Raw genomic sequence first — 14,137 nt, 5'->3', positions numbered from 1 at the left:
CTCAGTACTCCTGGTCGATGAGCTGCGGGGGCACCTGATCGGCGGCGGCCTCGTCGACGAACAGCACCGTACGGCGGCGGCCCTTCGCACCGGCCGCCGGCACGCTCGCGTAGCTGGCGCCGGCCAGAGCGAGGCCCAGCGCCGATGCCTTATCGGCGCCCGCGAGCACCATCCACACGCGGGTCGAGCTGTTGATCACCGGGCGGGTGAGCGACACGCGCTCGGGCGGAGGCTTGGGCGAGTCACGCACCGGCACGGCAGCGCGGTCGGTGATCTGGATCTCGGGGCGATCGGGGAACAGCGACGCGATGTGGGCGTCGGGGCCGACGCCGAGGAAGCAGATGTCGAACACGGGCCAGGCGCCGCCGTCCGTACGATCCGAGGGCGCATACTGCGCGAGCTCGTCGGCATACGCGGTAGCGGCGCCGTCGAGGTCGAGGGTGCCATCGCTCGCGGCGACCGTGTGGATGTTCTCGGCCGGGATGTCGAGCGCGTCGAGGAGCGCCGCGCGCGCCTGCTTCTCGTTGCGGTCGTCGGAGTCCCGCGCCACGAACCTCTCGTCGCCCCACCAGAAGTGCACGTCCGACCAGTCGATAACGGGAGTGCGCGGATCGCGCGCGGCGGCCTCGAGGACCGCTCCACCCATCGATCCGCCGGTCAGACAGATGTGGACGGTGAGCCCACCGGCGACCTGCTTCTCGACGCGCGAGACGAAGCGCGCGGCCACCGACTCGGCGAGGTGCTGCTTGTCGGGGCTGATGACGACCCGCTTCTCGGTGATCGACTCAGCCATGCGTCTCCCTCGTCTCGGCGGAACCGAGCAGTTCGAGTCCCTCGGAGATCACGCGCCCGTAGAGCACGTCGGGGTCGAGGCGACGGAGCTCCTCGGCCAGGCACTCCCGCAGCGTGCGGCGGGGGAATGCCAGCTCGTGGGCGGGCTGGTCGGGCTGGGTGAGCACCGCCACGGCGGGCTCAGGCCGTTCGAGAAGGGTGTCTCCACCGGGACGGGTGAGGCGGACCGATTTGATGCCGCTCGCCCACTCGTCGGCGGGAAGGTACGCGTAGTCGACCGGCACGTCGAGCTTCAGCCGCAGCCAGGCGGCGAGCAGTACCGTCGACGGGGAGTCCGCTCCGCCGCGCACGGTCACCGACGTCACCGGCTCGAACGGCGGCTGGTCGAGCACCGCGGCGAGCTGTTCGCGCCAGCGCGTGAGTCGCGTCCACGCGAAGTCGGTATCGCCGGGGGAGTAGTGCGAGCCGAGGCTGTCGACCCAGGCCGTCGGGTCGGGTTGGCTCGACGCATCCGTGATGCGTCGCTGCGCGATCTTGCCGATCTCGGAGCGCGACGGCGTCTTCGGCGTCTCGGAGGGCCACCACGCGACGACGGGTGCGTCGGGGAGGAGCAGGCCGGTCACGAGGCTCTCGGCGTTCGAGCCCGCCGCACCGTGTGCGCGGAGCACGACGACTTCGCTCGCCCCGGCGTCGCCGCCGACGCGGATCTGCGCGTCGAGGCGGGGCTCGGCGTCACCGCCGCCGACCATGACGACGAGGACGCGCATCGGGTGCTCACGCGACGCATCGTTCGCCGCCTCGATCACCTCCTCCTCGGCCCCGTGACGGGTCACGATGATGAGGGTGAGCACGCGGCCGAGGGCGACGGCACCACCCTCTTCACGCACGTTGACGAGCGCCTTCGAGATCTTGCTGACGGTCGTGTCGGGCAGTTCGACGATCACGGGCGCCTCCAGGTGCGGCCGTCGCGAGACAGCAGTTCGTCTGCGGATGCCGGGCCCCACGACCCGGGGGAGTACTGCTCGAGGGGGCCGTCCTGCGACTCCCAGAACTTCTCGATCGGGTCGAGGATCTTCCAGCTGAGCTCGACCTCCTCGTGGCGGGGGAAGAGCGGCGGGTCGCCGAGCAGCACGTCGAGGATGAGGCGCTCGTAGGCCTCGGGGCTCGCCTCGGTGAACGCGTGGCCGTATCCGAAGTCCATGGTCACGTCGCGCACCTGCGTGCCGTCGCCGGGCACCTTCGAGCCGAACCGGATGGTGACGCCCTCGTCGGGCTGTACCCGGATCACGAGGGCGTTCTGGCCGAGCTCCTCGGTCTGGCTGCGCGAGAACAGCTGTTGCGGAGCGCGCTTGAAGACGACGGCGACCTCGGTCACGCGACGCCCGAGGCGCTTACCGGTGCGCAGGTAGAACGGCACGCCCGACCAGCGGCGCGTGTTCACCTCGAGCTTGATCGCGGCGTACGTCTCGGTCGTCGACTCGGGATTCATCCCGTCTTCCTCGAGAAAGCCGAGCACCTCTTCGCCGCCCTGCCAGCCGCCGGCGTACTGCCCGCGGGCCGTCGCGTGCGCGAGGTCCGCGGGGAGTCGGACGGCGGCAAGAACCTTCTCCTTCTCGTCGCGGAGGTTCTTCGCGTCGAAGCTGATGGGCTCCTCCATGGCGGTGAGGGCCATGAGCTGCAGGAGGTGGTTCTGGATGACGTCGCGCGCTGCCCCGATCCCGTCGTAGTAGCCGGCTCGTCCGCCCACACCGATGTCTTCGGCCATCGTGATCTGCACGTGGTCGACGTAGTTGCGGTTCCAGATCGGCTCGTACAGCTCGTTGGCGAAGCGCAGCGCGAGGATGTTCTGCACCGTCTCCTTGCCGAGATAGTGGTCGATGCGGAAGATCGAGTCGGCGGGGAACGCGCTCTCGAGTTCGTCGTTCAACTCGCGCGCCGAGGCCAGATCGTGCCCGAACGGCTTCTCGACGACGACGCGGCGCCAGCCGTTCCCGTCGGCTGCGGTCTCGCCGACCAGACCCGAGTCCTTCAACTGCTGGGTGACCAGGGGGAAGGCCTTGGGCGGGATCGAGAGGTAGTACGCGTGATTGCCCATCGTGCCGCGTTCGACGTCGAGCTTGTCGACGGTGTCGCGCAGGCGGGCGAAGGACTCCGGGTCGTCGAACTCGCCCGAGACGAAGCGGATGCCCTGCAGCAGCTGCTGCCAGGTCTCTTCGCGGAACTCGGTGCGCGCGTACTGCTTGACCGCCTCGTAGACGACCTGCGCGAAGTCCTGATCCTCCCAGTCGCGGCGGGCGAAGCCCACGAGGGCGAAGCCCGGGGGGAGCAGGCCGCGGTTGGCGAGGTCGTAGACCGCCGGCATGAGCTTCTTGCGCGACAGGTCTCCGGTCACGCCGAAGATGACGAGCGCGCTCGGGCCGGCGATGCGGCTCAGGCGGCGATCATCGGGATCGCGAAGCGGGTTGTGCCCCCGGGAGATTTCGACACTCATGCGTACACGCTCACTGGGCTGCTTCGAAGAGCTCGACGACGTCGAGCTGCGGGTCGGTCAGGGTCAAAGTCACGACGGGACGGCCGTGCGCGGCCAGCACCGACGCGTCGCCGGCGGCCTGCGCCTCGATGAGCTGGCCGAAGGTGAACGGCCGGCCGGGGATCTCGAGATCGGTGTCGGTGCGCTCGGTGATCTGCAGGAACACGCCGGTGGCGGGTCCGCCCTTGTGGAACTGCCCGGTCGAGTGCAGGAAACGAGGACCCCAGCCGAACGTGGCCGGGCGACCCGCATCCGCCGCGACGAGCTCCCGTAGACCCTGCAGCTGCGGGATCGCGATGCGGTTCACGTAGGCCTGGATGGCGACGTAGCCGTTCGGTGGGAGCTGGGCCCACAGGGCATCGAGCACACCGGCGAGCGTGCCGGACGCCGCGAGAGCGGGATCGGAGACGCGGACCTCGACGCCGTCGAGCGTGAACGCGGGCTGCGTCGGTTCGGGGCGTGCGTCGAGCAGACCGCGGGTCGCGATCTTCGCCGACTCGACGTCGGGCTGATCGAAGGGATCGATCCCCAGCATCCGGCCGGCGATGGCCGTGGCGTACTCCCACACGATGAACTGCGCACCGAGCGAGCCGCTGACGAGGATCTCGCCCTCGTGCCGCTCGAACAGATGGAACTGCGCGGCGTTGTCGACCAGGCGGAGGATCTGCAGGTCGTCGGGCAGCGCATCGAGCTCGGGCGACACCGGCAGCAGGACGACGGGGAGGATCCCGGTGCCGTTCTTGCCGGTGGACTCCGCGATCAACTGCTCGATCCAGTCGGGAAGGCCGACGATGTGGGTGCCGTCGGTGACGAGCCCGAGCTTGTCGCGCCGGGGCTCCCCGCCGGCGATCGCCGCGGCGAGCACCAGGGCGGGGTTCTCGGGGCTGTCGATGGCGACCTCGAGGAGCGTGGCCTCGGCCTCGTCCAGGAGCTCGTTGAGGTCGACGCCCGCGAGCCCGGACGGGACCAGGCCGAACGCGGTGAGGGCGGAGTACCGACCGCCGACGGTGGGGTCGGCGGTGAACACGCGGTAGCCCTGCGCGCGCGACGCCTCGTCGAGCGGGGAGCCGGGGTCGGTGACCACGACGATGCGCTCGACCGGGTCGATCCCGAGGTCGCGGAACGCCGCCTCGAAGGTGCGCTTTGCGGAATCGGTCTCGACCGTGGAACCCGACTTCGACGACACGACCAGGACGGTCTTGTCGAGACCGCCCGACTCGGCGTCGCCGTCGATGGCGGCGAGCACCTGCCCGGGAGAGGTCGAGTCGAGGATGACGAGCGGAACCCCCGATGTCTGGGCGATCACCTCGGGAGCGAGCGATGAGCCGCCCATCCCCGCCAGGACGACGCGCGTCACTCCCTTCGCGACGAGCTCGGCGCGAAGCGCCTCGATCTCGGACACGAGCGGTCGCGAGACCGAGACCGCCTGCACCCAGCCGAGCCGACGGGATGCTTCGGCCTCGGCCGCCGCACCCCAGAGGCTGCTGTCGCCCGCCGTGATCGACGAGGCGACGAGCGACGCCACGAGACCCGGGAGCGTCGTCTCGACGAGCTCGCGCGGGTGACCCGTGACGTGGATGTCGAACGTCACTGAGCGGCCTCCGCGGTGCCGGCCTCGAGCGCCTTCGCGACGGTCCCCTGCAGTTCGTGCCACGACGCGACGAACTTCTCCACGCCTTCGTCTTCGAGCACCTGGGTGACGTCGGCGAAGTCGACGCCGACGGCCGCGAGCCGGTCGAACACATCGTGCGCGTCGGCGTAGTTGCCCGTGATGGTGTCGCCGGTGATCACGCCGTGGTCGAAGGTCGCCTCGAGGGTCTTCTCGGGCATCGTGTTGACGGTGCCCCCGGCGACCAGCTCGGTCACGTAGAGCGTGTCGGGCAGCGCCGGGTCCTTGACGCCGGTCGAGGCCCAGAGCGGACGCTGAACGGTGGCGCCCGCATCGAGCAGGGCCTTCGCGCGGTCGGTGGCGAACTCGCGCTCGAAGAGCTCGTAGGCCAGGCGCGCGTTCGCGATGCCCGCCTTGCTCTTCAGGGCGGTGGCCTCGTCGGTGCCGATGGCGCTCAGGCGCTTGTCGACCTCCGTGTCGACGCGCGACACGAAGAACGAGGCGACCGAGTGGAGGGTGTCGATCTTGTGACCGGCGGCCTTCGCCTTCTCGACGCCCGAGAGGTAGGCGTCGATGACCTCGGCGTAGCGCTCGAGGCTGAAGATGAGGGTGACGTTCACCGAGATGCCCGCGCCGATGACCTCGGTGATGGCGGGCAGGCCCGCCTTGGTCGCCGGGATCTTGATGAGCACGTTGGGGCGGTCGACGCGCGCGGCGAGGTCCTTCGCCTGCGCGATGGTGGCCTCGGTGTCGTGGGCGAGGTCGGGGGAGACCTCGATCGACACGCGACCGTCGACGCCGCCGGTCTCCTCGAAGACCGGGAGGAAGACGTCGGAGGCGGCGCGCACGTCGTCGGTGGTGATCTCGAAGATCGCCTCGTCGGTGGTCGCGCCCTTGGCGGCGAGCCCGGAGACCTGGGCCTCGTACGCCTCGCCCTTCGACAGGGCGCCGGCGAAGATCGTCGGGTTCGTGGTCACGCCCGTGACGTTGCGGGTCGCGATCAGATCGGCGAGGTTGCCGGTCATGATTCGCTGGCGCGAGAGGTCGTCGAGCCAGATGCTCACGCCTGCGGCGGACAGCTGTGCGGTGGGAGTGCTCATGCGTTGTTCTCCTTGATCGTCTCGCGGGCCGCGGCGACGACGGCCTCGGCGGTCATACCGAACTCTTTGTACAGAGTCTTGTAGTCGGCGGAGGCGCCGAAGTGCTCGATCGAGACCGAGCGGCCCTTGTCTCCGACGATGCCCCGCCAGGTGAGGGCGATACCGGCCTCGACCGAGACGCGGGCGGTGACGGACGTCGGCAGCACCGACTCGCGGTACGCCTCGTCCTGCTCGGCGAACCACTCCAGCGACGGGGCCGACACCACGCGGGCGTTGATGCCGTCCGCGGCGAGCGACTCGCGCGCGGCGACGGCGATCTGCACCTCGGAGCCGGTGGCGATGAGGATCACGTCGGGCGTGCCGTTGGGGGCCTCCGCCAGGACGTAGGCACCCTGAGCCGCACCCTTCGCCGACGCGAAGACGTCACCGGATGCTTCGCCCTCACCGCGCTCGAACACGGGCAGGTTCTGACGCGACAGGGCGATGCCGGCGGGGCCGGCGTGCCGACGGATCAGCTCGAGCCAGGCGACCGCGGTCTCGTTGGCATCAGCGGGCCGCACGACCGCGAAGTTCGGAATCGCGCGGAGCGTCGCGAGCTGCTCGATCGGCTGGTGCGTCGGGCCGTCCTCGCCGAGGGCGACCGAGTCGTGGGTCCAGACGAACAGCGACGGGATGTTCATCAGCGCGGCCAGACGCAGCGGCGGGCGCATGTAGTCGCTGAAGATGAGGAACGTGCCGCCGAAGGCGCGGGTCGGGCCGTGCAGCACGATGCCGTTGAGGATCGAGCCCATGGCGTGCTCGCGGATGCCGAAGTGCAGCACTCGTCCGTATGGCGAGCCGTCCCACTCGTGGGTCGACCACTCCTCGGGGATGAACGACTTGGCGTTCTTGATCGTCGTGAGGTTCGACTCGGCGAGGTCGGCGGAGCCTCCCCACAGCTCGGGGAGCTCTGCCGCGAGCGCGTTGATGACGGTGCCCGACGCGGCGCGCGTGGAGACCTCCTTGCCGGCTTCGAACACCGGCAGCGCGTCGGCGATGTCTGCGGGGAGCTCGCGGGCGTTCACGCGGTCCCACAGCGCCTTGCGCTCGGGGTTGGCGGCGGCCCACGCGTCGAACTTCTCCTGCCACGCGGCCTTCTCGGCCTCGCCGCGGGCGACCAGCTCGCGCGTGTGCTCCAGCACCGCGGCGTCCACCTCGAAGGTCTGCTCGGGGTCGAAGCCCATGACCTCCTTGGTGGCGCGCAGCTCGTCGGCGCCGAGGGCCGAACCGTGGATCTTGCCGGAGTTCTGCTTGCCGGGCGACGGCCAGCCGATGATCGTCTTCAGGATGATGATCGACGGCTTCGCGGTCTCACCCTTCGCGGCCTCGATGGCGTCGTACAGGTCGGCGGCGTCTTCGACGTACTGACCGGTCTTCTTCCAGTCGACCGTCTGCACGTGCCAGCCGTAGGACTCGTAGCGCTGGGCGACGTCCTCGGTGAAGGCGACGTTGGTGTCGTCCTCGATCGAGATCTGGTTGGCGTCGTAGATGACGACGAGGTTGCCGAGCTCCTGGTGGCCGGCGAGCGAAGATGCTTCGCTGGTGACGCCCTCTTCGAGGTCGCCGTCGGACGCGATCACATAGATGTGGTGGTCGAACGGGCTCTCGCCTGCGGCGGCCTCGGGATCGAACAGGCCGCGCTCGTAGCGCTGCGCGTAGGCGAAGCCGACCGACGAGGCGAGGCCCTGGCCGAGGGGGCCGGTGGTGATCTCGACGCCGTCGGTGTGGCGGTACTCCGGGTGGCCGGGCGTCAGAGAACCCCAGGTGCGCAGAGCCTTGAGATCGTCGAGTTCGAGCCCGAAGCCGCCCAGGTACAGCTGGATGTACTGCGTCAGCGAGGAGTGCCCCGCCGAGAGGATGAACCGGTCGCGCCCGGGCCAGTGGGTGTCGGCCGGATCGTGCCGCATCACCTTCTGATAGAGGAGGTACGCGGCCGGGGCGAGGCTCATCGCCGTGCCCGGGTGGCCGTTGCCCACCTTCTCCACGGCGTCTGCCGCGAGTACGCGCACGGTGTCCACCGCGCGCCGATCGATCTCATCCCAGCTCAAGTCCGACACTCGGTCGCCTTCCCTCGATCTCGGCGCCCTCTGGTCGTGCCGCAGCTCCGTCGTCCATCAATGGAGTGGAGGGGGAGCCGGCACCAGGCGCGCGTTCGTTTTCAGCATAGCGAAGCGGGACGTCTGGACGGGTGACATGACGGGGCCCGCGCGCACCGGGGCCCCGCGACCGATGACGTAGACTCGGGTGGACCTGATGAGCACGGAAAACGGGGGAAGATGGACATCTCGACGACGTCGATCACGCCGGTCGCGACCCCTCAGAAGACGTTCGGACGAACCTTCCGGGCCTACCTCGCGCTGACGAAGCCGCGGGTCCTCGAGCTGCTGCTGGTCACGACCGTGCCGGTCATGATCCTCGCGCAGAACGGCATGCCGAATCTCTGGCTGGTGCTCGCCACGGTCATCGGCGGGTCGCTCAGCGCCGGCTCGGCCGCGGCGTTCAACATGTACCTCGACCGCGACATCGACGCGCACATGCAGCGCACCGAGAAGCGTCCTCTGGTCACCGGCGAAGTGACGCCGCGCAACGCGCTGATCTTCGCGTGGACCCTCGCCGCGGCATCCACCGTCTGGCTCTTCTTCACCACGAACTGGCTCGCCGCGGCCCTCTCGGCCGGCGCCATCTTCTTCTACGTCGTCATCTACACGATGATCCTCAAGCGCCGCACCGAGCAGAACATCGTCTGGGGCGGCATCGCCGGATGCTTCCCCGTGCTCATCGGCTGGTCGGCCGTCACGGGATCGTTGAGCTGGACCCCGTTCATCCTGTTCGCGCTCGTGTTCCTCTGGACGCCTCCGCACTACTGGCCGCTGTCGATGAAGTACAAGGCGCAGTACGAAGAGGTCGACGTGCCCATGCTGGGTGCCACCCGCAGCGGCTCGCAGGTCGGCCTCCAGGTGATCCTGTACGGCTGGGCGACGGTCGCCTGCTCGCTCCTGCTCATCCCCGTCGCATCGATGGGCCTCGTCTACACCGTGTCGGCCCTGGTCTTCGGCGGGTGGTTCCTCTACGAGTCGCACCGCCTCTACACGCGCGCCGTGCGGGGCACCGAGCCGCGCCCCATGCGCGTCTTCCACGCGTCCATCACGTACCTCACACTGCTGTTCGTCGCGATCGCGGTCGACCCGCTCCTGCCCTTCTGACGCAGCGCGCACGAAGAAGGCCGGGTCCCTCGGGACCCGGCCTTTTTCGTCGTCGCGGATGCGGCGTCAGACGCGCTTGTCGTCGCCCTCGGTCGCCGCTGCCGGTGCCGGGGTCGTGCTGGGCACCTCCACGTCGGGGTCCTCGGCGATGACGGGCGCCGCGGTCGTAGCGGCGGGGACGGCGGGCTCGGTCGCGAACGGGGTCGGCTCGGAGGCGGTCTCGTCAGCGGTCCAGTCGATCGTCTCGACGACGGCCGCATCGCCCTGGGGGATGAGCGCCTTCGCGGCGGCCAGCGCCAGTGCGAGCAAGAGTCCGACGACGCCCGCACCGAGGAGCACGGCTCCGACGACCGACCACGACTGTCCGCCGTAGACCTGGGCGGTGGTGGCGGTGCCGTCGACGAGGCCGCGCTCGAGGGTGCCGAGGCGGTCGACGACGATCCACAGGCCCACGGCTCCGGCCACGACGGACCCGGCGACGAGGATCCAGAACGGGATGCTGGTGATCAGGCGGGCACGAGAGGTCATTTCGGGTCAACTCCTAGATTCTCCGGGCACGATTCGGCCGCGGCATCGACCAGTCTGCACCGTAGGCCACCACGATGCTTCTGCGTCTCCGATGTTTTCCCTATGAAGGTGCCCGGGCGCGGAGCGCTCCCGTCGTCAGCGCGCGAGCGAGGGGGTCTTCAGGTTCAGCACCACGACGACCATGGCTGCGGCGGTCAGTGCGGCCAGCACCATGTGGGTGCCCACGGCCCATTCGGGGAGGCCGTTTCGCGCCTGGTAGAGCCCGACGGAGATCTGCACGAGTTCGATCGCGAGCAGCGCGGTGATCCACCGGCGCACGGGGAGGCGGCGCGCCCAGGCGACGATCGTGAGTACCAGGGTCAGCGCGAACAGGGCGTAGCCGGGCCACGCGTGGACGTGCTCGAGCACCTGGGCGTCGAAGCCGCTGCGCACCGCCGCGTCGTCGCCGGAGTGCGGGCCCGCGCCCGTGGTCAGCACGCCGAAGACGATGGTGAGGGCCAGCACGAGCGTCGTCACGTGCGTCGTGATCAGGTACCAGCGGGGGACGGCGAGCGAGCGGAGGCCGGGGGCGGCGTTCATCCGCACGAGGAACGCGGCGCACACGCCGACCAGGACGACCGAGGCGACGTAGTGGAAGCCGACGATGAAGGGGTTGAGGCCGGTGAGGACGGTCACTCCTCCGACGAGGGCCTGGGCGACGACGCCGCCGAGAACGATCGCGGCGAGCACGAAGAGGTCGCGGCGTTGGCGACGCATCCGCCAGACGAGCACGACGACGGCCAGCGCCAGGATTCCGACGACGCCGGTGAGGGTTCGGTTGCCGAACTCGATGATGCCGTGGATGCCCATCTCCTGCGTGGCGACCAGCGAGTCGGGCGTGCAGGTCGGCCACGTCGGGCAGCCGAGCCCCGAACCGGTGAGGCGCACGGCCCCGCCGGTGCCGATGATGAGCACCTCGGCGATGAAAGAGAGCCAGGCGAAGACCCGGATGCGGCGATCCACCCGGTCGGGCAGCCACGCGACGAAGCGCGACAGCGGCGTGGGGTCGGTGCCGCGGTGGGTGTCGGCGGTGGACTGCGCGGACATGGGGGTCGCCTCCAGGCGGGTTCCGCGAGCGCCGGGGGTGGGCGCTGGGCACCCCGTACACGGCCGGGAACCTGTAGAATCAAGGGGTTCGGGATGCACCGCTCACGCGAATGCCATCCCCGACAGTCTAGGCGCGGTAACTGCGCCTCATAGCGGGCCCACCGAGCCTCCTCCCTCCGCCGCACTCCACGCGGAACGGGAATGCTCGGGCGGATGACACCGTTCGGCCCGAAGAGGAGAGGATCGTCATGACTGATGTACTGATCGACCGGCCCGAGCTCGAGGGGCTGGGGGTGTACGAGTTCGGCTGGCACGACGCCGACGCCGCGGGTGCTGTTGCGCAGCGCGGTATCAACGAGAACGTCGTGCGAGGCATCTCCGCCCTCAAGGATGAACCCGAGTGGATGCTGAAGACCCGTCTGAAGGGCTATCAGCTGTTCGGACGCAAGCCGATGCCGACCTGGGGCGCAGACCTCAGCGAGATCGACTTCGACAACATCAAATACTTCGTCCGCTCGACGGAGAAGCAGGCCGGAACCTGGGAGGAACTCCCGGAGGACATCCGGAACACGTACGAGCGGCTCGGCATCCCCGAGGCCGAGCGTCAGCGCCTCGTCTCCGGTGTCGCCGCCCAGTACGAGTCCGAGGTGGTCTACCACCAGATCAACGAGCAGCTCGAAGCCCAGGGCGTCATCTTCATGGACACCGACACGGCGCTGCGCGAGCACCCCGAGTTCTTCGAGGAGTACTTCGGCACCGTGATCCCCGCGGGCGACAACAAGTTCGCCGCGCTGAACACGGCCGTATGGTCGGGCGGATCGTTCGTCTACGTGCCGCCGGGCGTGCACGTCGAGATCCCGCTCCAGGCCTACTTCCGCATCAACACCGAGAACATGGGCCAGTTCGAGCGGACGCTGATCATCGCCGACGAGGGCTCGTACGTGCACTACATCGAGGGCTGCACCGCCCCGATCTACAAGAGCGACTCGCTGCACTCGGCCGTCGTCGAGATCATCGTGAAGAAGAACGCCCGCGTTCGCTACACGACGATCCAGAACTGGTCGAACAACGTCTACAACCTCGTCACCAAGCGGGCCGTGGCCCACGAGGGCGCGACGATGGAGTGGATCGACGGCAACATCGGCTCGAAGGTCACGATGAAGTACCCGTCGATCTTCCTCATGGGCGAGCACGCGAAGGGCGAGACCCTCTCGGTCGCGTTCGCCGGCCCCGGCCAGCACCAGGACGCCGGCGCCAAGATGGTCCACATGGCGCCCTACACGCAGTCGTCGATCGTGTCGAAATCCATCGCTCGAGGCGGTGGACGCGCCGGCTACCGCGGTGAGGTGCGCGTCGATGCGAATGCGCACCACTCGGCGAACACCGTCCGGTGCGATGCCTTGTTGGTGGACTCGATCTCGCGCTCCGACACGTACCCGGCGATCGACATCCGCGTCGACGACGTGCAGCTCGGTCACGAGGCGACGGTGTCGAAGGTCAGCGAGGAGCAGCTGTTCTACCTGCAGTCGCGCGGACTCCCGGAAGACGAGGCCATGGCGATGATCGTCCGCGGCTTCATCGAGCCGATCGCCCGTGAGCTGCCGATGGAATACGCGCTCGAGCTCAACAAGCTCATCGAGATGGGCATGGAGGGCAGCGTCGGATGATCGCCGCCCCGCCCACGAAAGGATCGGTCGGCTAGATGACGACGACCACCACCGTCCCCCTCCCCGGGAGCACCGCACACACCGACGGAGGATGGGGCGACAAGACCGTGCCCGTCGTCCCGGTGCAGACGCGTTCCGAGCGCCCCACCTCCTTCGACGTCGCCGACTTCGGCGCGCCGACCGGCCGTGAGGTCAACTGGAAGCACACGCCCGTCGACCGTCTGCGAGCACTGTTCGCCGACGACATCGCCGACGAGGATGCGGCGCTCCGCCGCGACCTCGGATCGGCGGCGTCGCACGTGATCGCTTCTTCGGGGCTCGACGCCCCGGTGCGCGGCGAGCACTTCCGGCCGGAGGACGTCGTCGCCGCCACGGCGTGGCAGCGTTCGACCGACGCCCTTCACGTACGCCTCGCGGCCGACGAGGAGCTCACCGAGCCCCTGCGCATCGACGTCACGGGCCTCGGAGCCGGCCTCGTCGCAACCGACCACATCGTGATCGAGGCGATGCCGCATGCCCGGGGCACCGTCGTGCTCTACCACTCCGGCTCGGCCTCCTACGCGCAGAACGTCGAGATCGTCGTCCGCGACGGCGCCGACCTCACCGTGATCACCGTCCAGCGCTGGGACGACGACGCCGTGCACGCGGCATCGCACCAGGCGCGGGTTGATCGCGACGCGAAGCTCACCCACATCGTGGCCAGCCTCGGCGGCGGAGTGGTGCGCGTGAACCCCTCGGTCGAGCTGTCGGGCTCGGGATCGGAGGGCCGTCTGTTCGGTCTGTCGTTCTCCGATGCCGGTCAGCACCTCGAGTCGCAGGTCTACCTGCACCACAAGGGCGACCACACGAAGGGCGACGTGCTCTACAAGGGCGCGCTGCAGGGCGAGAGCGCACGCAGCGTCTGGATCGGCGATGTGCTCATCGGGCCCGACGCCGTCGCGACCGACTCCTACGAGGCCAACCGCAACCTGCTGCTCACCGACGGTGCCCGCGCCGACTCGATCCCGAACCTCGAGATCCAGACCGGCGACATCCTGGGCGCGGGCCACGCCAGCGCGACGGGCCGGTTCGACGACGAGCAGCTGTTCTACCTGCAGGCTCGCGGAATCGACGAGGACGAGGCGCGCCGCCTGGTCGTCGTCGGCTTCCTCAGCGAGATCGTGCAGCGCATCGGCGTGGCCGACCTCCAGGTCGAACTCACCGAGGCCATCGAACGCGAACTGCAAGAAGGAGTCACGGCGTGAGCGCCACCCGCATCTGCGCGCTGAGCGAGCTGGAGCAGGACGCCGCCCTGCGCGTCGAGGTCGACGGCGTGCCGATGGCCGTCGTCCTCGACGGCAACGGCGAGGTGCACGCCATCGGCGACACCTGCACGCACGGAGAGGTGTCGCTCGCCGAGGGTTTCGTCGACGGCGACACGCTCGAGTGCTGGGCGCACGGGTCGGCGTTCTCGCTGACCACCGGGCACCCGCTGAATCTCCCGGCCTACGAGCCGGTCCCCGTCTACGTGGTGACGATCGAGGGAGACGACGTGCTCGTCGATCCCACCGTCACGCGTCCCACGAACTGAGTAAGGAAACCGA

The 14,137-nt window shown here is 69.3% G+C and carries 12 protein-coding genes; 4 read left to right on the top strand and 8 right to left on the bottom strand.

Annotated features, from left to right (window positions below; translation table 11 throughout):
* Window position 1: 1 nt before the first annotated feature.
* From pgl to tkt, 6 genes are read right to left on the bottom strand one after another with little or no spacing between them, the layout of a single operon-like run.
* Window positions 2-793 (bottom strand): 6-phosphogluconolactonase, encoded by a 792-nt coding sequence (gene pgl / locus DEU34_RS08320; protein ID WP_121149597.1) that lies wholly within the window; start codon window positions 791-793, stop codon window positions 2-4.
* Window positions 786-1,736: a glucose-6-phosphate dehydrogenase assembly protein OpcA gene (locus DEU34_RS08315; RefSeq protein ID WP_121149596.1), complete on the bottom strand. Its 951-nt coding sequence runs from the start codon at window positions 1,734-1,736 to the stop codon at window positions 786-788. Before DEU34_RS08315 ends, pgl begins: the two co-directional genes overlap by 8 nt.
* Window positions 1,733-3,283: a glucose-6-phosphate dehydrogenase gene (gene zwf, locus DEU34_RS08310; protein WP_121149595.1), complete on the bottom strand. Its 1,551-nt coding sequence runs from the start codon at window positions 3,281-3,283 to the stop codon at window positions 1,733-1,735. The genes DEU34_RS08315 and zwf overlap by 4 nt, the downstream gene beginning before the upstream one ends.
* Window positions 3,284-3,293: 10 nt before the next feature.
* On the bottom strand, window positions 3,294-4,913 hold the full coding sequence (locus tag DEU34_RS08305) for a glucose-6-phosphate isomerase (RefSeq protein ID WP_121149594.1): 1,620 nt from the start codon (window positions 4,911-4,913) through the stop codon (window positions 3,294-3,296).
* Window positions 4,910-6,031, bottom strand: coding sequence for a transaldolase (tal, locus tag DEU34_RS08300; protein ID WP_116646718.1), 1,122 nt, complete (start codon window positions 6,029-6,031; stop codon window positions 4,910-4,912). Before tal ends, DEU34_RS08305 begins: the two co-directional genes overlap by 4 nt.
* Window positions 6,028-8,127: a transketolase gene (gene tkt, locus DEU34_RS08295; RefSeq protein ID WP_121149593.1), complete on the bottom strand. Its 2,100-nt coding sequence runs from the start codon at window positions 8,125-8,127 to the stop codon at window positions 6,028-6,030. Before tkt ends, tal begins: the two co-directional genes overlap by 4 nt.
* Window positions 8,128-8,346: 219 nt before the next feature.
* On the opposite strand from tkt, the gene DEU34_RS08290 reads away from it, so the two are divergent.
* Window positions 8,347-9,273, top strand: coding sequence for a heme o synthase (locus tag DEU34_RS08290; protein WP_121149592.1), 927 nt, complete (start codon window positions 8,347-8,349; stop codon window positions 9,271-9,273).
* Between the two features lie 66 nt (window positions 9,274-9,339).
* Here the strand turns inward: DEU34_RS08290 and DEU34_RS08285 are convergent, their stop codons facing one another.
* The gene (locus DEU34_RS08285) at window positions 9,340-9,801 is read right to left on the bottom strand and encodes a hypothetical protein (protein ID WP_121149591.1); all 462 of its coding nucleotides are present in this window, start codon (window positions 9,799-9,801) and stop codon (window positions 9,340-9,342) included.
* A gap of 135 nt (window positions 9,802-9,936) precedes the next feature.
* On the bottom strand, window positions 9,937-10,887 hold the full coding sequence (locus tag DEU34_RS08280) for a heme A synthase (protein WP_121149590.1): 951 nt from the start codon (window positions 10,885-10,887) through the stop codon (window positions 9,937-9,939).
* Between the two features lie 248 nt (window positions 10,888-11,135).
* On the opposite strand from DEU34_RS08280, the gene sufB reads away from it, so the two are divergent.
* Genes sufB through DEU34_RS08265 form a run of 3 tightly spaced genes read left to right on the top strand, consistent with a single transcriptional unit; the run spans window position 11,136 to window position 14,124 of the window.
* Window positions 11,136-12,554: a Fe-S cluster assembly protein SufB gene (sufB, locus tag DEU34_RS08275; protein WP_121149589.1), complete on the top strand. Its 1,419-nt coding sequence runs from the start codon at window positions 11,136-11,138 to the stop codon at window positions 12,552-12,554.
* Between the two features lie 35 nt (window positions 12,555-12,589).
* Window positions 12,590-13,798: a Fe-S cluster assembly protein SufD gene (gene sufD / locus DEU34_RS08270; protein WP_121149588.1), complete on the top strand. Its 1,209-nt coding sequence runs from the start codon at window positions 12,590-12,592 to the stop codon at window positions 13,796-13,798.
* Window positions 13,795-14,124, top strand: coding sequence for a non-heme iron oxygenase ferredoxin subunit (locus DEU34_RS08265; protein WP_121149587.1), 330 nt, complete (start codon window positions 13,795-13,797; stop codon window positions 14,122-14,124). The genes sufD and DEU34_RS08265 overlap by 4 nt, the downstream gene beginning before the upstream one ends.
* Window positions 14,125-14,137 lie beyond the last annotated feature (13 nt).

Source organism: Microbacterium sp. AG1240, assembly GCF_003635115.1.
In the GTDB taxonomy this organism is placed as follows: Bacteria; Actinomycetota; Actinomycetes; order Actinomycetales; family Microbacteriaceae; genus Microbacterium.
This window is presented reverse-complemented; position numbering and strand designations above follow the sequence as displayed.